Annotated in this window: 18 protein-coding genes and 2 pseudogenes; 16 read left to right on the forward strand and 4 right to left on the reverse strand. The window is 68.0% G+C overall.

Annotation, left to right across the window (positions count from 1 at the left end; translation table 11 throughout):
- On the forward strand, positions 1–387 hold a 387-nt coding region (locus AC0B44_RS08885), incomplete at its 5' end, for an integrase core domain-containing protein (RefSeq protein WP_471902538.1).
- A 23-nt stretch (positions 388–410) separates the two neighbouring features.
- Here the strand turns inward: AC0B44_RS08885 and AC0B44_RS08890 are convergent.
- Positions 411–608, reverse strand: coding sequence for a pyridoxamine 5'-phosphate oxidase family protein (locus AC0B44_RS08890; RefSeq protein WP_471902539.1), 198 nt, complete (start codon positions 606–608; stop codon positions 411–413).
- A 95-nt stretch (positions 609–703) separates the two neighbouring features.
- Between AC0B44_RS08890 and AC0B44_RS08895 the strand changes: the two are divergent.
- The 15 genes and pseudogenes from AC0B44_RS08895 to mnhG all read left to right on the forward strand — a co-directional run bounded on the left by AC0B44_RS08895 (position 704) and on the right by mnhG (position 16,507).
- Positions 704–1,460, forward strand: a pseudogene (locus AC0B44_RS08895) (DUF6544 family protein).
- Positions 1,461–1,556: 96 nt separating this feature from the next.
- Positions 1,557–1,877, forward strand: a complete 321-nt coding sequence (locus AC0B44_RS08900; protein ID WP_471902540.1) for a hypothetical protein — start codon at positions 1,557–1,559, stop codon at positions 1,875–1,877.
- Between the two features lie 71 nt (positions 1,878–1,948).
- The gene (locus tag AC0B44_RS08905; RefSeq protein WP_471902541.1) at positions 1,949–3,205 is read left to right on the forward strand and encodes an IS701 family transposase; all 1,257 of its coding nucleotides are present in this window, start codon (positions 1,949–1,951) and stop codon (positions 3,203–3,205) included.
- A 103-nt stretch (positions 3,206–3,308) separates the two neighbouring features.
- Positions 3,309–4,240, forward strand: a pseudogene (locus AC0B44_RS08910) (lipase family protein); the annotation flags it as partial.
- Between the two features lie 155 nt (positions 4,241–4,395).
- Entirely contained in the window at positions 4,396–4,860 is a 465-nt protein-coding gene (locus AC0B44_RS08915; protein WP_471902542.1) for an SRPBCC family protein, read from the forward strand.
- A 125-nt stretch (positions 4,861–4,985) separates the two neighbouring features.
- Positions 4,986–5,714 carry a phosphatidylserine decarboxylase gene (locus AC0B44_RS08920; protein ID WP_471902543.1) on the forward strand — a complete coding sequence of 243 codons (729 nt, stop codon included), beginning with the start codon at positions 4,986–4,988 and terminating at the stop codon, positions 5,712–5,714.
- 62 nt (positions 5,715–5,776) lie between these two features.
- Positions 5,777–6,628 carry a CDP-alcohol phosphatidyltransferase family protein gene (locus AC0B44_RS08925; protein WP_471902697.1) on the forward strand — a complete coding sequence of 284 codons (852 nt, stop codon included), beginning with the start codon at positions 5,777–5,779 and terminating at the stop codon, positions 6,626–6,628.
- A gap of 20 nt (positions 6,629–6,648) precedes the next feature.
- Entirely contained in the window at positions 6,649–8,844 is a 2,196-nt protein-coding gene (locus AC0B44_RS08930) for an AAA family ATPase (protein WP_471902544.1), read from the forward strand.
- Positions 8,845–10,026: a hypothetical protein gene (locus tag AC0B44_RS08935; protein ID WP_471902545.1), complete on the forward strand. Its 1,182-nt coding sequence runs from the start codon at positions 8,845–8,847 to the stop codon at positions 10,024–10,026.
- A 279-nt stretch (positions 10,027–10,305) separates the two neighbouring features.
- Positions 10,306–13,143 carry a Na+/H+ antiporter subunit A gene (locus AC0B44_RS08940; protein ID WP_471902546.1) on the forward strand — a complete coding sequence of 946 codons (2,838 nt, stop codon included), beginning with the start codon at positions 10,306–10,308 and terminating at the stop codon, positions 13,141–13,143.
- On the forward strand, positions 13,143–13,787 hold the full coding sequence (locus AC0B44_RS08945) for a Na(+)/H(+) antiporter subunit C (RefSeq protein ID WP_471902698.1): 645 nt from the start codon (positions 13,143–13,145) through the stop codon (positions 13,785–13,787). Before AC0B44_RS08940 ends, AC0B44_RS08945 begins: the two co-directional genes overlap by 1 nt.
- Positions 13,784–15,373, forward strand: coding sequence for a Na+/H+ antiporter subunit D (locus tag AC0B44_RS08950; protein ID WP_471902547.1), 1,590 nt, complete (start codon positions 13,784–13,786; stop codon positions 15,371–15,373). Before AC0B44_RS08945 ends, AC0B44_RS08950 begins: the two co-directional genes overlap by 4 nt.
- Positions 15,373–15,918, forward strand: a complete 546-nt coding sequence (locus AC0B44_RS08955; RefSeq protein WP_471902548.1) for a Na+/H+ antiporter subunit E — start codon at positions 15,373–15,375, stop codon at positions 15,916–15,918. Before AC0B44_RS08950 ends, AC0B44_RS08955 begins: the two co-directional genes overlap by 1 nt.
- Positions 15,918–16,178, forward strand: coding sequence for a monovalent cation/H+ antiporter complex subunit F (locus AC0B44_RS08960; RefSeq protein ID WP_471902549.1), 261 nt, complete (start codon positions 15,918–15,920; stop codon positions 16,176–16,178). The genes AC0B44_RS08955 and AC0B44_RS08960 overlap by 1 nt, the downstream gene beginning before the upstream one ends.
- On the forward strand, positions 16,175–16,507 hold the full coding sequence (mnhG, locus tag AC0B44_RS08965) for a monovalent cation/H(+) antiporter subunit G (RefSeq protein WP_471902550.1): 333 nt from the start codon (positions 16,175–16,177) through the stop codon (positions 16,505–16,507). The genes AC0B44_RS08960 and mnhG overlap by 4 nt, the downstream gene beginning before the upstream one ends.
- A 13-nt stretch (positions 16,508–16,520) precedes the next feature.
- Here mnhG and AC0B44_RS08970 read toward each other — a convergent pair whose 3' ends face one another.
- The 3 genes from AC0B44_RS08970 to AC0B44_RS08980 all read right to left on the reverse strand — a co-directional run bounded on the left by AC0B44_RS08970 (position 16,521) and on the right by AC0B44_RS08980 (position 19,116).
- Positions 16,521–17,642, reverse strand: a complete 1,122-nt coding sequence (locus tag AC0B44_RS08970; protein WP_471902551.1) for a glutamate--cysteine ligase — start codon at positions 17,640–17,642, stop codon at positions 16,521–16,523.
- A gap of 91 nt (positions 17,643–17,733) precedes the next feature.
- Positions 17,734–18,393, reverse strand: a complete 660-nt coding sequence (locus AC0B44_RS08975) for a superoxide dismutase family protein (RefSeq protein ID WP_471902552.1) — start codon at positions 18,391–18,393, stop codon at positions 17,734–17,736.
- A gap of 114 nt (positions 18,394–18,507) precedes the next feature.
- The gene (locus AC0B44_RS08980) at positions 18,508–19,116 is read right to left on the reverse strand and encodes a LytR C-terminal domain-containing protein (protein WP_471902553.1); all 609 of its coding nucleotides are present in this window, start codon (positions 19,114–19,116) and stop codon (positions 18,508–18,510) included.
- Positions 19,117–19,137: the final 21 nt, after the last annotated feature.

A 19,137-nucleotide genomic window follows, 5' to 3' on the forward strand; every position in this document is an offset into this window, starting at 1 on the left:
ATCACCGCCGACCGGTTGATCGAGGGCTTGGAGAAGGCGTTCGCGATGTGGGGTGGGCCGCCGCTGGTGCTGCGGATGGACAATGGGCCTGAGTTCATCTCGGAAGCGCTGCGGGACTTCTGTGCTGGGTCGGTGGGGATGTCCTACATTCCGCCGGGCACGCCGTGGAACAACGGGTTCATCGAGTCGTTCAACAACCGGTTGCGCGATGAGTGTCTCAACCGAAACTACTGGCCCACTCTGCTCGAGGCCCGGGTGGTGATCGAGGACTTCAAGGACGACCACAATCACCGGCACCGTCATTCGGCGCTGGGGTACCGAACTCCTGCCGAGTACGCTGCCGGATGCACTCACCGGCACCAGCCGGTGGCGTGTGAGATCGACTGATCGACTGCAAGTAGGAATCGGCTCTAGAACCGACCGGACCGACTATCGGGGACCTGCCACTCCCACACGAACCACAGCGGTGCCACATGAGGGCTGCCGTCCTTCCCGACGGTGGCCACTCGGCACGTCCGCTGCTCGGCGAGGAAAGCGTCGATCTCCTCCGAAGTCATGGCGATCGCGCGACCTCGCCGCTGCTTCCGGACCATTTGCCCTGACGTCACCCGAACCTCCTTGGAGAATATTATTCTTCATTTTGAGATAGATGCTCTCATCGAGGCGCTAGCGGCACAACGCCCAGGACAGGAGGACACGTCCGATGCCCCCATCACCCCTTGTTCCACGCGCCGCGCGTCCCGTCCGTGAGCAGTGGCGGGCGCTCGCCGAGGAACGGGGCAGCGGAGAGCGGTTCGCCCCCGCCCTCGCCGAGCGCCTCCCCCGCGCGGCCCGCCGCTGGATCACCCATGCGGTTGCCGAGGGCACACCGCTGGCGCGTTCGGTCCGCCTGGACATGTCCGGACAGATCCGTCTCGGATCGTGGCGACAGTTCAGTGCCGTGCAACTCCTCGTCCCGGCAACAGGATTCATCTGGGCCGCGACGACGAGGATCGGGCCGGTACCGGTATCGGGTTACGACCGGTTCACCCGGAAGCGGCGAGATGCGCTGGCGTACGGGCGGAATCATTCCGGTGGTGTCTGCACACGGTCGCGATGTCGGTGACAGTGCGGCCGGCCGACTTGCCGGGGAGAGCATCTTCGTACCCACCGCATTCTCCCTCGCACAGTGGGCCGGCGACGAGGACGTCGCCTCCGCCACCTGGACTGTGGCAGGCCACGAGGACACCGTGCACCTGGACGTCGCCGAGAACGGAGCGCTGCGCGGGCTGCGGATGCAACGGTGGGGCAATCCGAATGGTGGCACCTTCGCCCGCCACCCGTTCACGGTGACCGTCGACGCCGAGCGCAACTTCGGCGGCATCACCATCGCCTCGCGAATCCGGGCGGAATGGGGTACCGGTGACGGCTCGGACGGTGAGTTCTTTCGCGCCGAGATCTCGGACGCGCATTTCTTCTGAGCGCCGCCCGGCGTGCGAATTCGCTACGAGTCGCGAATTCGGCCAATTCTGGCAAAATGTGTTCCCTGATCCCTTCCAGGGAAACGCGAGGGCGTTATGAGTAAAGCTTTTCGATATTCGATGGGGGCCGCACTCACTGTGGCGGTGGTATCGATCGGCATGTGTTCGAGCGTGGGAACGGCTGCCGCACAGCCTTTTCCGATTCCTCCGCCCCAGGCATCCGAGGTGTTTCCGCTGCCGGACCCCGACCCCTTCCATGCCGAGCCCGACGATCTCGCGGCACACCGGCCCGGGGATGTGCTGAAGATCCGGCGACTCCCGCCGTCCTACTACTTCCCGGGCAGTGTGCTGTGGGAACTTCTCTTCCGCACCACGGATTCCCAGGGGCGCCCGATCGCCGCGAACACGACCTATTAGGACTTTGTTAGGTTCACCACTTCCTGGTGTGAGGCCTCGAGATTCGGCGAGATGTCCGAGACGATAACCAGGTGGATGCCGCAGCCCTGACCGATGTCGGTGAACGTCTCGATGCGTTCATCGGCGAGGTGTTCTCCTCGCTCAAACGCAAGGACCAGCGAGTAACGGCCGGGGTATATGCGCGAGGGTTGATGCTCGACGGGCGCCGCAAGTCGATGCAGCCGATGGCCGACCGCCTCGGGATCGATCACCAACGCCTGCAGCAGTTCGTCACCACCTCACCGTGGGATCCGGTACCGGTCCGGAAAACACTGTCCCGCAAAGCGTGTGATTTGATCTCCCCGGATGCGTGGGTGATCGACGACACCGGATTCGCCAAGGACGGTGACGCCTCGCCGTGTGTGGCCCGGCAGTATTCGGGCACCCTCGGCAAGGTCGGAAACTGCCAGGTCGCGGTCAGTGTGCACGCCGCCACCGATACCGCGTCCGCACCCTTGGATTGGCGGCTGTATCTGCCTGAGAGCTGGGACGATCAGCGGTGCGACGATCCGGAGACGGCCTCGGCGATCACCGCTCGCCGGCGACGCAACGCGATCCCGACCGAGGAGCGCTATCGCACCAAGGCAGTGATGGCTCTCGAGATGCTCGACGAGCTGATCTCGTGGGGCCGGACCCCACCGGTGATCGTCGCCGACGCCGGCTACGGCGACTCGGCGACCTTCCGGCAGGGCCTGACCGACCGCGACCTGGCCTACGTCGTCGCGGTCAAGGGCGCCACCCTCGCGCACCCCGCCGATGCAGTCCCGGCCGCCGCCGCGCACTCCGGGCGCGGGCGGCCTCCGACCCGACGCTACCCACCGGCCGTGACCTGCAGGGATCTCGTTCTGGCGGCCGGAGTAGGCGCGCTGACCGAGGTCACCTGGCGCCGCGGAACCAAGACCGGTCCGGGCAACCCGACCGCGGTGATGCGCTCACGGTTCGTGGCGCTGCGGATCCGCCCCGCGAACCGCACCATTCCCCGCGACGAGGACGGAACCCTGCCGCAGGCGTGGCTGCTCGCCGAATGGCCGGCGGGCGCGGCGCAGCCCACCGACTTCTGGCTGGCCACCCTGCCCGAGGACACCCCGCTGTCGGAGTTGGTGCGCCTGGCGAAGATCCGCTGGCGCATCGAACACGACTACCGGGAACTGAAAACCGGTCTCGGACTCGACCACTTCGAGGGCCGCTCCTGGCTCGGCTGGCACCACCACGTCACCCTCGTCACCGCCGCACACCTGTTTCTCACCACCCTGCGGCTGACCGACCCAAAAGCGGTCGGGCGGGACTGACCCTCTACGGCATTGTGCGCGAACTCCAACGCGCACTGGCCTATTGGATCGGTACCTGCCCGACCTGCCATCACACCTTCCCAACATAACAAAGTACTACTATGTCCTGCCCGCGAATCATGTGCAGGACGGCCCGTTGCTCTCGTATCAGCACATCATCAATTCGCTCGGCCACAAGTGCAAGATCGCCACCGAGTTGTACACCACCGAGCCGTTGAACCAGATCCGCGAGGCTGCGGGCTTGAACATCGCGCTCGGGCGCGGGTGGGCCGTGGCACTGCCGGACCAACTCGGCCCCCGGATGGCCTACGGCGCAGGGAAACTCGGCGGTCAGGTCACCCTGGGCGGCATCCGGGCAGTGCAGAACGTGCCCGAACTCCAGGTCACGAACAGCAAGGTCGGCCTGGGCGGCTACTCCGGCGGCGGGATGGCGACGGCATGGGCGGCAGCGCTGGCCCCGACCTACGCTCCGGAATTGGACATCATCGGAGCCGCCGCAGGCGGAACTCCGATGAACCTGGTCAAGATGGGCGAAGCACTCGGGACCGAACCGCACCCGGCGTTCGGCCTCGCGATGGCCGCGGCGCTCGGCCTCGAACGGGAATATCCCGAGCGTGTCGAGGTCACCGACCACCTCAACGAGAACGGTCGCCGGATGCGCGGACTGATCGGCAACAGCTGCACCAACGGATCATGTTCTGGGGTGCCGGCCGGAGTGCGGCCGAGATGACCGACAACCAGCAGAACTTCATGGACCTGCCCGAAGCCAGGAAGGTGCTGGAGGAGAACAGTCTCGAACTGTACCCACGCGTTCCGGCCGCTCCCCTGTTCGAATGGCACAGTCCCACCGACGTGCTGATCCCCGTCGACTCGCTCGAGAACACGCTGAGGCGCTATTGCGGCGCCGGCGTTCCGGTGCAGTCACTGCTCACGGCGAGTCCCGACCACCTGTCGGCGGCGGCCCTCGGACTCCCGCCCGCGCTCGACTGGCTCGACGCCCGATTCCGCGGGGAACCCGCTCCGACCAATTGCTGATCGACCTCGACCACCACAGCACCGACGCCACGCTCGGGCTGCGCCGGTGACCCGTAACACAATCTCCGCTACGATCGGACCTTCTGTAACCGGAGGTATCAGGTACCGATTCCTGGGGTACACCCGGATGGAACCCGACGAATAGGAGCCAACCAGTGTCGAAAACCCTCGAAGCGACCGTCGAGATCGCCGCACCTCCGGAGCGCGTGTGGGCCGTGATCTCCGACCTGAAGCGCATGGGCGAGTGGAGCCCGCAGTGCCGGAAGATGATCATCCGTGGCGGTTCGGTCGCACGCGGCACCAAAACGATCAACATCAACAAGAAGGGCCTGCTCGTGTGGCCCACCACCTCCAAGGTCATCACCTTCGAACCCGGACGCGAGCTGCGGTTCCGCATCAACGAGAACCGCTCGATCTGGTCGTTCACCCTCGAGCCCACGGCTACCGGAACGCGGATCGTGCAGCGTCGCGAAGCACCGCAGGGCACCAGCAAGGTGTCGCAGACCCTCATCAAATACGTTCTGGGGGGCAGCGAACCGTTTGACGACGACATGATCCAGGGAATGAACGCGACCCTCGCGCGCATCAAGAACGAGGTCGAAGCCGGAGCCACCGTCTGACGCTTCGGTTCCGGGCATCCCCGACATCGCTCACGTACTCTGTGGTAGCCCTCGGCCCCGCGGCCGGGGCTGCCCGCGCCCTCGTGGTCCGGGCGACACACCGAACGCGACACATAAGAGGAGCCGTGGCACGTAAGCCGTCCCCCGCCGGAGAACCCCCCACCAGCGGTGTAGCCCACGTCGTCGATCTGGTCCGGCACGCGATTCCGCCGCTCCACCCCGGAGGCGTCCCGTTCGTCGCCGCGCCCCTGGCGGTGGCCGCTCTCGGTCGCCGCCACAAGTGGGTGCGGCGCGCCGGCCTGGCGTCGGCGGCTGCCACAGCCACCTTTTTCCGGCATCCGCATCGGGTGCCGCCGAACCGGGTCGGCGTTGTCGTGGCTCCGGCCGACGGCGAGGTCGCGCTCGTCGATACCGCACCGCCTCCCGCCGAACTCGGTATCGGCACAGAGCCCCGCCCGCGGGTGAGCATCTTCCTGTCGGTGCTGGACGTGCATGTACAGCGCAGCCCCGTCGGCGGCACGGTACGGAAGGTCGTGCACACGCCGGGCAAGTTCCTCTCCGCCGATCTCGCCGATGCGAGCGAAGTGAACGAGCGCAACAGCATGCTGCTCGAAACACGGGACGGGTGCGAGGTCGCGGTCGTGCAGATCGCCGGCCTGCTCGCCCGTCGGATCGTGTGCGACGCACAGATCGGCGACACCCTTCCCATCGGCGACACCTACGGCCTCATCCGGTTCGGCTCGCGCGTCGACACCTACTTCCCTCCCGGTACCACGCTGCTCGTCGAGCGGGGCCAGCGCACGATCGGCGCCGAGACGGTGATTGCGCAGTTGCCGACTTCGCCGCTGTCGTGAACCCGCCCGTCTCAGCAGCTCGCCCGGCCGCCGTCAGGAAGACCCGTAACCGGCCGCAGGTGGTGCGTCTCCTTCCCAGTGGCATCACGATCCTCGCGTTGTCCGCCGGCTTGTCGGCGGTGAAGTTCGCGCTCGACGGGCAACTCGGCATCGCGATCGGTCTCATCGGCGCTGCCGCCGTCCTCGATTCGCTGGACGGCCGTATCGCACGCCTGCTCGACGCGACCAGCAAGATCGGCGCCGAACTCGATTCGCTGTCCGACGCGATCGCCTTCGGAGTCGCCCCCGCCCTGGTGCTGTACGTGACGTTGCTCGACGGCAGTGCCTTCGGCTGGATCGTCGCGCTGCTCTACGCGGTGAGCATCGTGCTGCGACTCGCCCGATTCAACACCTTGCTCGAGGACGACAGCGTGCCCGCGTACGCACGCGAGTACTTCGTCGGCGTGCCCTCTCCTGCGGGAGCGCTCGTCGCGCTCGCTCCGGTCGCCGCCTACATCCAGTGGGGTGACGGCTGGTGGTCGTCGATGCCGCTGGTCGCCGTGTGGACCTTGATATCGGCGGCACTGATCGTGAGCCGCGTGCCCACACTCGCGATGAAGTCGGCGTCGGTGCCCGCCCGTCTCGCGGTGGTGCTCCTGGCACTCATCGCCGTCGCGGCCGCCGCGCTCGTCACGTACCCGTTCGTGCTGATGCTGGTCCTCGTGGGCGTCTATCTCCTGCACATTCCGTTCGCCATCCGGTCCAAGCGGTGGGTCGCGGCACGGCCGGAGACATGGGACATCAAGCCTTCGGAACGACGCGCGATCCGTGCCCGCACCCGCGCGGCACGCCCCCACCGCTCGGGCGCCCGCCGGGTCACCACGACGGCACGGTCGGCGACTCGCCTGGGCCTGCGTCGCCCACGCGGAGACTGAGCACGTTCTAGGCTCGGCGCGTGACTTCTCCACAACTCGCGCTGACCGTCCGACTCAACACCTCCGCCGCCGACGCGCGCCGTGGCGTCGTCCGCCTCCACGCGGAGGCGCTCGCGGCGCTGGGGTTGCGGGAGTGGGACGCCATCGCCCTGGTGGGGGCGCGGCGCACCGCCGCCGTCGCGGGCCTCGCCCCCGCCGGCACGCCCACCGGGACGATCCTGCTCGACGATGTCTCGCTCTCGAACACCGGTCTGCGTGAGGACGCCAGGGTGGTCGTCGAGCCCGTCACCGTCTACGGCGCGCGCAGCGTGACGGTCACCGGATCCGTGCTCGCGCGGCAGTCGATCTCCGATTCGACGTTGCGGCAGGCGCTGCTCGGCAAGGTCCTCACCGTCGGTGACGCCGTGTCGCTGCTCCCCCGCGATCTGGGCCCGGGAACGAGCAACGCCGACACCACACGGACGTTGTCGCGCACCTTCGGCGTCGCATGGACGTCCGAACTGCTCACCGTCGCCACGGTGGATCCACCCGGGCCGGTGAGCGTGCAGCCCAACAGTGCCGTCACGTGGCGCGGCGGAGACGTCCCCGGCAGGGTCTCCGCTGCCGTGGTCCGTTCCGACGCGAATGCCACCCACCCGTCGTCCCCTGCGACTCCCCCGGGACCACCGCCGCCCCCGGTCGAGGACCTCGTGGGCGTCCAGAGCCAGGCCGCCAAGCTCTCCGAATGGCTCACGCTCTCACTCGACGAGCCGGAACTGCTCCGCACGCTCGGCGCGTCGCCGCACCTCGGAGTCCTGGTGACGGGCCCCGCCGGTGTCGGCAAGGCGACCTTCGTGCGTTCGGTACTCGCAGACAGGCGCGTCGTCGCGCTCGATGGTCCCGGCATCGGTGCGCTCGCCGCCGACGAGCGCCTGCGTCGGGTGTCCACCGCCACCGGAGAAGTCCGGTCGGGCGGCGTCCTGGTGGTCACCGATGCCGATGCGCTGCTGCCCGCCGACGCCGAACCTGTCGCGACGTTGATCCTGGACGAACTGCGGCGCGCGGTGGACACGCCCGGTGTCGCGCTCGTGGTCACCACAGCGCATCCGGACGATCTCGACGCGCGGGTCCGCGCCCCCGAAATCTGCGACCGCGAACTGTCGCTGCCCCTCCCCGACGGCGCCACCCGACGCGCGCTGCTGGACGTGCTGCTGCGCACCGTGCCCGCGGCACCACTCGACCTGTCGGCCGTCGCCGGTCGCACCCCCGGTTTCGTCGCCGCGGACCTCGCCGCGCTGTGCCGCGAAGCCGCGCTCCGGGCGGCGTCGCGCGCGAGTCGCGAGGCCGACGAGCCGAAACTCACCCAGGAAGACCTGATGGGCGCGCTCGAGGTCATCCGCCCGCTGTCGCGCTCGGGAACCGAAGAACTCGCGATCGGCACCGTCAGCCTCGACGACGTTGGGGACATGGTGGAAACCAAGCAGGCACTGACCGAGGCGGTGCTCTGGCCGTTGCAGCATCCCGACTCGTTCGCCCGACTCGGGGTCGATCCGCCGCGAGGAGTACTGCTCTACGGTCCGCCCGGGTGCGGCAAGACCTACCTGGTTCGGGCGCTCGCGGGCAGCGGCCAGTTGAGCGTGCACGCCGTCAAGGGCGCCGAATTGATGGACAAGTGGGTCGGTGCCTCCGAGAAAGCCGTGCGTGAGCTTTTCCAGCGGGCACGCAACTCGGCCCCCGCGCTCGTATTCCTCGACGAGGTCGACGCCCTCGCACCCCGGCGCGGGCAGAGTTCCGATTCGGGCGTATCCGATCGGGTCGTCGCGGCGCTGCTGACCGAACTCGACGGCGTCGAACCGCTCCGCGACGTCGTCGTGGTGGCGGCGACCAACCGGCCGGATCTGATCGACCCGGCGCTGCTGCGTCCGGGCAGGCTCGAGCGTCTCGTGTTCGTGCCGCCGCCCGACGCCGACGCCCGCGCCGCCATCCTCGACACCGCCGCCCGCTCGGTCCCCCTGGCCGACGACGTGGACCTCGGCGAACTCGCGGAACAACTCGACGGGTACTCCGCAGCGGACTGTTCCGCGCTGCTGCGCGAGGCAGCACTGGCGGCCATGCGCCGCAACGTCGACGCCGCCGTGGTGACCTCGGCCGACATGCAGGTGGCGCGCGACAAGGTCCGGCCGTCGCTCGACCCGGTGCAGGTGGAGCATCTGCGCACCTACGCCGAGGGCCGCTGAGTGTCTCCCGTCTCGACGGCGGTCCGGCTCGCCGATCCCGTGTCGACCCTCGCGGGGGCCGCTGCCGCGGCAGCCGCCGTGATGGTGCTCGCCGTCGGCGACTCCGTCCTGCCCGCCGGCACCCGCAGCGACTACGCGCCGCTGATCACCGCCGTGCTCGCCGTGCTGGCGGCGACCGGGTTGCAGCGGTCGGGGTCTCGGCGGACCGCCTGGGCGATCGGGGCGGGCGCCGTTCTGGTTCTCGGCTCGGTGCGGTACATCGTGCCGGTGGACGCGTCCTCCGAGACTCTCGCCGTCGTGGGATTCGTCGCGGCCGCCACCACCGGGGTGCTGCTCGGTGCGGCCGTCGCGGGAGCATGGGGTTCGGTGAGCAGCCAGGGCGCGCTGATCATCGGGGCGTGGTCGGCCTTCCTCACCGCCGCAGCGGTCGGCGCGGTGGTTCCGCTCACGGCAATGCGCTGGACCGTGCCCCAGTGGTTGCTCGTCCTCGCACTCGTCGCGCTCGTCGCGGCCGCGATCACCGCCCGGCCCGGGATGCGGGTCCAACGCCCGGACCCGCGGTTGTCCGTCATCGCGGTCGCGGGCGCCGCCGCCCTGACGCTCGGTTACCTGCTTCTCGGAGATCTGGTGACCTCGCAGGCCGCCGCAGGGGCGGTCCGGATGTGGCTCGTCGCCGGGGCGGCTCTCCTTGCGATCGTGATCGGAGCGGAACTCGTCGCACGACTCGTCCCGCCCGGTGATGCGCGGTTCGTGCTCGCCGCCATCGGGGCGGTCGCGGCCGGATACCCCATCGTCGTCGAACTGTGGGCGGGTGCGCCGTGGTGGGTTCTCCTCGTCACGGTCGGTGCGGTGCTCGCCGGGGTCCGTCTCGCGCGGTGCTTCCCCTACGCTCTCGCCGGATTCCTCGTCGCGGTGGTCGTGTCCGTGGCCGCGGTGTGGTTTCCGGACGAGATCGGTGCGGGGATCCCCCTCTGGGTACGTGCCGCACTTGTCGCCGCGGGGACCGGTGTCGCGCTCGGCGCGTCGATACCGGGATCGGTGTCGATCGCGGCGCTGGGACTGTCGTTACCGGTGCCGGCGGCGGCCGTGATCGGTGCGGTATGGGTGTTGCCGGCCGACCCGCGGTGGATCGTGCTCGCGCTCGCCGCGACGGTCGGGGCATGCGCATGGCAGGTGCGCTAGACCGCTGTGAGAGTCCGGCCTCCGGGGCCCAATTCCATGTCAGGCACGTCCAATTGGATGTATCCGACCGGGAGGTATTGCGAAGAAGGCTTGCACCCCGATTCGCAAGCGTGCGAAGACAGCCGTTAAGATGGACTCATTCCCTTTCGCCCATCTAGGGCAAAGGAACGCATGTCGGGGCGTCCCGCGTTTCGGCAATGTGCCGTATTTCTTGACAAACCTGTTACGCCGTAAATCAGTCAGACACCGCCGCCTGGCCTGACCCCGACGGAGTGCCTTTTGCTCGCCATACTCTTCGCTCACGCGGTAGCCGCACTGCTGGCACCGTCTCTGGTCAGAGTCATGGGGAGAAATGCCTTCCTGCCGTTGGCACTCGTGCCGCTGGGCAGCCTCGGCTGGGTCATCGCAAACTGGGGAACCGAGCAGCGGGTACAGATCCCGTGGGCGACCTCACTGTCGATGGATATCGACCTCAGGTTCGATGCGCTCGCCTCGATCATGTGCCTGCTGGTGCTCGGCATCGGATCGCTGATCCTGCTCTACTGCTCCCGCTACTTCGAAGACGACGAGCCCCGCCTCGGGTTGTTCGCCGCCGAGATGGTCGCCTTCGCCGGTGTGATGTTCGGCCTGGTCGTCAGCGACAACATGCTTCTGCTCTACATCTTCTGGGAACTGACGACGGTGCTGTCGTTCCTGCTGGTGGGGCACTACGCCGAACGAGCGTCGAGCCGCCGTGCCGCGACGCAGGCTCTGCTGGTCACCACCGCGGGTGGTCTCGCGATGCTCGTCGGCATCATCATCCTCGGGCAGATGGTGGGCAGCTACAACCTGTCGGCGGTCGTGGATGCGGCCCCGCACGGGTGGCTCGCGGGCGTCGCCGTGGTGCTCGTCCTCATCGGCGCGCTGTCGAAATCTGCCGTCGTACCGCTGCACTTCTGGTTGCCCGGCGCGATGGCGGCACCGACCCCGGTCTCCGGTTACCTGCATGCCGCCGCCATGGTCAAGGCCGGCATCTACCTCGTCGCCCGGTTGGCACCCGGGTTCGCCGACAGTGCGGCATGGCGTCCGATCGTGATCGGTCTCGGCCTCGCGTCGATGATCCTCGCCGGCTGGCGGGCGTTCCGGGCGTTCGACCTCAAACTCATCCTCGCGTTCGGCACGGTCAGCCAGCTGGGATTCCTCACCGCCCTCGTCGGTATCGGTAGCCGGGAGGCAGCGCTCGCCGGACTGACCATGGTCATCGCGCACGCGATGTTCAAAGCGTGCCTGTTCATGGTGGTCGGCATCATCGACCATTCGACGGGCACCCGCGACATCCGGAAGCTCGCGCACCTCGGCAAGGCCACGCCGGTGCTCGCCGGCATCGCGGTACTCGCCGCCGCCAGCATGGCGGGTCTGCCACCCCTCATCGGGTTCGTCGCGAAGGAAGCGGCGCTGGAGGGCGCACTCGTCGCCGACGTCCTGCCCGACTGGGCGAGGACGGCGACCACCGCCGGAATCGTGGTCGGTTCGATCCTCACGCTCGCCTACAGCATCCGGTTCATCTGGGGCGCGTTCGGCCGCAAGCAGCTCAAGCGCCCGAGCCCGGCGGTGCAGAACGTGCACGCTCCCGGTTGGCTGCTGATGTCGGCGCCCAGCGTGCTCGCCGTCGCCGGTCTCGCCGCCGGGTTCGGCTCGTCGTGGATCGATCATCTGGTCGCCCCGTACGCCGATACGCTGCCGTCCGGGCTCTCGAAGCCCTACCACCTCGCGCTGTGGCACGGCCCGACGTTGCCGCTGGGTCTCACGGCGGTGGTGATCGTCGGCGGTACGGCACTGTTCCTCGCGCACCGCACCATCGCGCGACTCAAGTTCGAACATCCGCCCCTCGGCAACGCCGACCGGATGTACGACCAGACGCTGCGCGGCATGGACACCCTGTCGCTGCGCCTGACCGGTTTCCTCCAGCGCGGTTCGCTGCCGCTCACCCAGGCGACGATCCTCGTCACGCTGGCGCTGCTCCCGACCGTGCTCATGTTCGTGTTCGGAGTGGGCACGATGCCCGCGACACGCCTGTGGGACACGCCCTGGGAACTCGCGGTCGGCGTGATAATCGCCGGTGCGGCGATCACCGCGACCGTGCTCCGGAACCGGCTCGGCGGGGTGCTGGTGGTCGGCGTCACCGGCTACGGTCTCGGTCTGCTCTTCGCGATGCACGGAGCACCCGACCTCGCGTTGACGCAGTTCCTCGTCGAAACCGTCACCCTCGTGATGTTCGTGCTGGTGCTGCGGAAGCTGCCCCCGGAATCCGACCCGTCGACCGACGTCAAGAATCGGCTGCCGCGCGCGTTGCTGGGCATCGCGGTCGGCCTCGTCGTGACCGGCATCGGCGTGTACGCGGTCGCCGCGCGCAGTGCCGACCCCATCTCGTTGCTGCTTCCCGACGCCGCGTACAACCTGGGCGACGGCAAGAACGTCGTCAACGTGCTTCTCGTCGACATCCGCGCCTGGGACACCCTCGGAGAGATCTCGGTGCTGCTGGTGGCAGCGACCGGCGTCGCCAGCCTGGTGTTCCGGACCCGGCGCTTCGGTACCGCTCCCCGCGTCTCGGACGCTCCGGCAGCCCAGCTCGACGCGGCGTCGGCGAACAACGAGACGACCTGGTTGCTGGGCGGGGATCTCATCGACCCGCGGTACCGGTCGCTCGTCCTCGAGGTCACGACCCGTCTGGTGTTCCCCACCATGATGGTGCTCTCGATCTACTTCTACTTCTCCGGCCACAACGCCCCCGGTGGTGGTTTCGCCGGCGGGCTCGTCGCAGGCTTGGCGCTCGTCCTGCGCTATCTGGCCGGAGGACGCTACGAGCTCGGAGAGGCGGTTCCCATCGACGCCGGAAAGATCCTCGGCCTCGGTCTCACCCTCGCCGCGGGCACGGCCCTGGTGTCCGTGCTGCTCGGCGCCCCGGCGCTGTCGTCGGCGACCCTGCAGTTCACCCTGCCGGTCCTCGGCGACATCAAGATCGTGACCGCGCTGTTCTTCGATCTCGGCGTGTACCTGATCGTCGTCGGGCTCATCCTGGACGTGTTGCGCAGTCTCGGCGCGCGACTCGACGCCGAGGTCGTGGGGGCGAAGCGATGATGGCCGCGAACCTCACCCTCATGGGCATCGTCGGGGTGCTCGTCGCGTGCGGTGTCTACCTGCTCCTCGAACGCAGCATCATCAAGATGCTGCTCGGCCTGCTGCTCATCGGCAACGGCATCAACCTGCTCATCCTCACGCTCGCCGGACCCTCGGGCAAGGCACCGATCGTCGGCACCGAGAGCGACTTGCACGAGGACATGGCCGACCCGCTGGGACAGGCGATGATCCTGACGTCCATCGTGATCACGATGGGTATCGCGGCATTCGTGCTGGCCCTGACCTACCGGTCGTACACGTTCCGTGCACGCGACGAGATCGAGAACGACCCCGAGGACACCTTGGTGTCGCGGCGGCGCAGCCCGGCCGAAGCCCCCATCCGCGACCGCTCCGACGACCCGCTCACCGGCGAGCCCAGCAAGAGCGGCGACGCCTTCGACGCCGAAGGCAACCCGATCCCGCTCGAAGCACTCACCAACATCGAGGACCTCGAGGTGTACGAGGACCTCCACGACGGAGACTTCGACGACCCCACAGACTCCGCCTACGACCCGGTCCACACGGGCGCGGAACCGGATCGCGACGGTTCCGGCGAAGGCACCGACCAGCACGACGACACGCACGGGAAGGGAGATCGCCGATGACACTCAGTTCGGCTGCCCTCATCCCGCTGCCTGTCCTCATTCCGCTGCTCGCTGCCGCAGTCACCCTGATCCTCGGCCGCCGGCCGCGGGCGCAACGGGCGATCACCGTCTTCGCTCTGGTCGCGACCCTCGCGGTCGCGGCTGCGCTGCTGTACTTCGCCGACCGCGACGGCATCGAAGTGATGCAGGTCGGCGGGTGGGAAGCACCGATCGGTATCTCGCTGGTGGTCGATCGTCTTGCCGCCCTGATGCTGGTCGTTTCGGCGATCGTGTTGCTCTCGGTCATGCTCTTCGCCGTCGGGCAGGGCATCCACGACGGGGACGAACAACAACCGGTCTCGATCTTCCTGCCGACCTATCTCGTCCTCACCGCAGGCGTCAACATCGCGTTCCTCGCCGGCGACCTCTTCAACCTGTTCGTCGGATTCGAGGTACTCCTCGCGGCTTCGTTTGTGCTGTTGACCATCGGGGCGAGCGCAGACCGCGTCCGGGCCGGCGTCTCGTACGTGATGGTGTCGATGGTGTCGTCGATGGTGTTCCTCGCCGGCATGGGGTTCGCGTACGCCGCGACGGGCACCTTGAACCTCGCCCAGATGGCGGTCCGGATGGACGACGTGCCCGAAGGCACCCGTGCGGCGATCTTCGGCGTCCTGCTCGTCGCGTTCGGCATCAAGGCGGCGGTGTTCCCACTGTCGTCGTGGCTTCCCGACTCGTATCCCACCGCTCCCGCACCCGTCACCGCCGTGTTCGCCGGGTTGCTCACCAAGGTGGGTGTCTACGCGATCATCCGTGCCCACACCCTGCTGTTCCCCGGGGGTGAACTCGACGGGGTTCTGATGGTGGCGGGCCTGCTGACGATGGTCGTCGGCATTCTCGGCGCGATCGCCCAGAACGACATCAAGCGTCTGCTGTCGTTCACCCTGGTCAGCCACATCGGCTACATGATCTTCGGTATCGCGCTGTCGTCCGAGGCGGGACTGGCCGGCGCGGTGTTCTACGTGGGCCACCACATTCTCGTCCAGACGACCTTGTTCCTCGTGGTCGGGCTCATCGAGCGGCAGGCCGGTTCGGCGTCGCTGCGCCGCCTCGGCGGACTCGCGCTCGCCAGCCCACTGCTCGCAGTGCTGTTCCTGGTCCCCGCGCTCAATCTCGGCGGAATTCCGCCGTTCTCCGGGTTCATCGGCAAGGTCGCGCTGTTGCAGGCCGGTGCCGAGGACGGTTCGGTGCTCGCGTGGCTGCTCGTCGGCGGCAGTGTGCTGACGAGTCTTCTGACCTTGTACGTCGTGGCGCGGATCTGGACGAAGGCGTTCTGGCGTGCCCGCGCCGACGCTCCCGAAGGCGAACTCGCCGATATCGGCCCGTCCGCGCTGATCGACGAATCCGAAACGGACATCCTTCTCGAGGAGCGAGAGGACGTGGGCAAGATGCCCCGCGCGATGCTCGTGCCCACCATCTGGCTCGTGGCGATCGGTGTGTCGCTGACGGTGTTCGCAGGCCCGCTCCTCGACATCAGCCACCGCGCCTCCGCCAACCTGCTCGACCGTTCGGTGTACATCGAGGCCGTGCTGGGAGGTGATGGGCGGTGATGAAACGCGCCAATGTCGTCCGGCTGTTCGTACTCGGCTGGATGACCATCGTGTGGGTGCTGCTGTGGGGAACGTTCAGTATCGCCAACATCCTCGGCGGACTCGTCGTGTCGATCATCGTCATGGTGTTGCTGCCGCTCCCCCGCGTCCCCGTCGAAGGCCGGGTGCATCTGCTCTCGGCGGTCCGGCTGGGTGTGTACATCTTCATCGAGTCGATGCGCTCGACGATCTCCGTCGGTTGGCTGGCGATCCGTCCGGCACCGCCGCCGGTGACCGGTGTCCTGCGCTGCCGTCTGACCATCAAGTCCGACCTGGTGCTCACGCTGTGGACGGACATCATGAACAACATTCCCGGCACGATGGTCCTCGAGATCGATCAGGTGCGCCGCATCGTGTACGTCCACGTCCTCGACGTGAGCACCGACCGCGCCGTGGCGGACTTCTACCGTTCGGCGCGTCTGATCGAACGTCTCCTCATCAGGACGTTCGAGCGCGATTCCGAATGGCAACCGAGCCCCTGGCGAAGCGGAACGGAGGGTATCTGATGACCGTGCTGCTGGTGATTTCCGGCGTGCTGTTGTTCGTCTCGGCAGTACTGATCTGTTATCGGGCGTTCGGCGGCCCGAATTCCCTCGACCGTCTTGTCGGCGTCGACGCGCTGCTGGCGATCGCGATCTGCGGTCTCGCGGTCTGGGCCGTCTACAGCCGCGACACCACCGTGGCTCCCGCGATCGTCGCGCTGGCGCTCGTCGGGTTCATCGGCTCGGTGTCCGTCGCTCGTTTCCGGGTGCGTGACGAACAATGAGCACAGTCTTCGACCTGATCGGTCACATCTTCATTCTCATCGGAGCGGTCATCTCGTTCACCGCGGCGATCGGCGTGGTCCGTTTCCGCGACACCCTGTCGCGAATGCACCCGGCGACGAAACCTCAGGTGATCGGGCTTCTGTTCGTCCTGGGCGGGGCGATGCTGATTCTCCGCAGTTCGGTGGACATCTGGATGATGGCGCTCGCGGGCATGTTCATGGTGCTCACCGCACCGGTGATCGCCCATCGGGTGGGACGCATCGCATACCGGGAACAACTCGGTCGCGACGGCCTGCTCGAGGAGGAATTCCCCGGCGACAGCGTCTGACCCGGGGGCGCGCTCAGGCGCGCAGTTCGCCGACCAGCGAGTCGACGACGGCGACGAGGTCGCCTCCGGAAGCCTCGGCGAGACGACGCTGCCGCTGGTACGACGCTCCGCGCACCGGAATGTCGGCGACCTTCGCCAATTCGTCGGCGCACCCGAGTCGGGCGGCGGTCGGCGCGATCTGCTCGAGCAGGTCGTGCAGATCGTCGGTGACGAGACGTTCGTGGCAGTCGGGGTCCAGGATGACCTCCGCGTCCAGCCCGTAGCGGGCGGCGCGCCACTTGTTCTCCTTGACGTGCCACGGTTGCAGGATCGGAAGGTCTTCGCCGCGCTCGAGGCACTCGTCGAAGTAGACGACGAGCGAGTGGACGAACGCGACGAGTGCGCCGAGTTCGGCGCGGTTGGTGATGCCGTCGAACACCCGCACTTCGATCGTGCCCCACTTGGGAGCGGGCCGGATGTCCCAGTGCATCCCTCCGGGCGTGTTGATGACCCCGGACTTGAGTTGATCCTCGATGAAGCGTTCGTACTGCGCCCAGTCGGAGAAGTGGTAGGGCAGACCGGCGGTGGGCAACTGCTGGAACATCAGCGCCCGGTTGCTGGCGTAACCGGTGTCGTATCCCGCCCAGATCGGCGACGACGCCGACAACGCGAGCATGTGCGGGTACTTGACGAGCAGCGCGTTGAGGATCGGAATGACCTTGTGCGGTGAGGACACGCCGACGTGCACGTGGACACCCCAGATGAGCATCTGCCGGCCCCACCAGCGGGTGCGATCGATCATTTCGTCGTAGTGCGGGGCGCTCGTGACGATCTGGTCCGTCCACTGGGCGAACGGGTGGGTGCCCGCGCACATCAGGTCGACGCCGTGCGGGTCGGCGGCGCGGCGCAGCAGCGACAGCGATTCGGAGAGGTCGTCGACCGCTTCGGCGACCGTGTCGTGGACGTCGGTGACGAGTTCGACCGTGTTCCGCAGGAACTCTTTCGTCAGGCGCGGTGTCTCACCGGCAATCGTGCCGACGGTGTCGAACACGTCCGACGCACTGTTCGACAGATCGCGGGTGGTCTTGTCGACCAGGGCGATCTCCCACTCCACACCTACTGTCGGACGGGGAGAACCCGGAAACTCGACTGCCACGATTCGATCCAACCACAAGGGCCCCGCGAACCGATCATGCCCGCGGGGCCCTGTGAGTGGAATTACCGCGTGTGCGGTGTCCGGGGGAACGTCACTCGATCACGCCGCACGCGAGGCGCGCGCCGAGGTTGTCCTGGTGCACGACCACCGAGGTGCCCTCCTCGCCCTGGAGATCCTCGAGGGTGAACGCGGTCGTCGTGACGGTGGTGGTGGCCGTTCCGTCTTCGTGGACGACGACGGAAACCAGGTCGCCGCTCTCCGGAACCGACGTGCTGCCCTCGACCTGCAGGTGCGGGCCTGCGGACAGGAATGCACCCGGCGCGCCGCCCGTGGGAGCGGCCGACTGCGGTTCGCACTTGCCGACCGCGTGGACGTGGACTCCGTGGTAGCCGGGCTCGAGGCCCTCGACGTCGATCGTGACCTGGACGTCGCCGTCCTGCTCGGAGAAGGAGACGGTGCCGGCCGAAGCGCCGTCGACCGTCTTCAGGTCCGCCGTGAGAGCGGACGAGCCTGCGGAGGCGCCACCCTGGGCGGCACCCGCCTGCGCGGCGCCCGACTCGGATTCGCTGCCGTGGGAGTCACCGTGGTCGGAACTCTCGGGCGCCGCCGATCCGGTCCACACGGGCGGTGTCGTACCCGGCACATCGGTCGGTTCCTCGTTGTTCGAGCACGCGGTCAGGCCGACTGCAGCGATCGCGACAATCGGGGCCAGAGCACGCCAAGACATGCGACGGGTGGAACTGGAGACCATCAAACCGCTCCTTCGAAGTGCCGAAAAGTAAACCGATCATAGCCGGGACCGCGCACGCTGCTCCTGCCCTGCTGCCGGAACGCCCATCCGTTGCGCCCGGCACGGTCCGTTCGCCTACGACGCAGCGACGATGACGATCACGCCCGGAGCCGCATCGGCGAGTCCCGGGAGGCGCGGTTGCGCGGAGACGCCGAGTGCGTCGGCGACCTCGAGTGCGGTTTCCTCCTCGCCGGGTGTCGTGCCGTAGTAGACGGTGGTCTGGCCGACGGTGCCGTCGCTGTAGTTGCCCGTCTCCTCGATCGAGAAGCCTTCGTCCTCGAGCAGACTGGCCGTCTGGGCGGCAAGCCCGGCGACGTTGCTGTTGTTGAGGACGCGGACGGGCGCCGGGGTCGCGGGCGCGGCGGCCGCCGACGTGGGGGTGGCCGACGCCGTGGCGGCACGCGACGTGGCGGGGGGCGTCTGTGCTGCGTTCGGTGCTGCCGACGCCGCGCCACTGCCGAGCATGCCGGCGCCCGATCCCGCCTCCGTGGCCGCTTCGGCGGGCTCGCTGCTCGACGCGGTGGTGGCCGCGTCCTCGTCGGAGCCGCCGAGCGACGCCATCCCGATCCCGGCGAACAGGATCGCGAGGGAGATCAGCAGCATTGCCAAGGCCCGCAGGGGTGGCCCCGAGTTGGCGGGTGCTCGGTTCGATTTCTCGGCGGTTCTGCTCACGCGTTCGACCATAGTTGGCCGACGGTGCGATCG

Source organism: Rhodococcus sp. NPDC019050 (genome assembly GCF_055664235.1).

What these genes read in the sequence shown, in the direction of transcription:
- AC0B44_RS08900 (WP_471902540.1), top strand. Translation starts at nt 1,557, where the DNA reads ATGAGTAAAGCTTTTCGATATTCGATGGGGGCCGCACTCACTGTGGCG.
- AC0B44_RS08945 (WP_471902698.1), top strand. Translation starts at nt 13,143, where the DNA reads ATGGCCGCGAACCTCACCCTCATGGGCATCGTCGGGGTGCTCGTCGCG.
- AC0B44_RS08950 (WP_471902547.1), top strand. Translation starts at nt 13,784, where the DNA reads ATGACACTCAGTTCGGCTGCCCTCATCCCGCTGCCTGTCCTCATTCCG.
- AC0B44_RS08955 (WP_471902548.1), top strand. Translation starts at nt 15,373, where the DNA reads ATGAAACGCGCCAATGTCGTCCGGCTGTTCGTACTCGGCTGGATGACC.
- AC0B44_RS08960 (WP_471902549.1), top strand. Translation starts at nt 15,918, where the DNA reads ATGACCGTGCTGCTGGTGATTTCCGGCGTGCTGTTGTTCGTCTCGGCA.
- mnhG (WP_471902550.1), top strand. Translation starts at nt 16,175, where the DNA reads ATGAGCACAGTCTTCGACCTGATCGGTCACATCTTCATTCTCATCGGA.
- AC0B44_RS08975 (WP_471902552.1), bottom strand. Translation starts at nt 18,393, where the DNA reads ATGGTCTCCAGTTCCACCCGTCGCATGTCTTGGCGTGCTCTGGCCCCG.
- AC0B44_RS08980 (WP_471902553.1), bottom strand. Translation starts at nt 19,116, where the DNA reads ATGGTCGAACGCGTGAGCAGAACCGCCGAGAAATCGAACCGAGCACCC.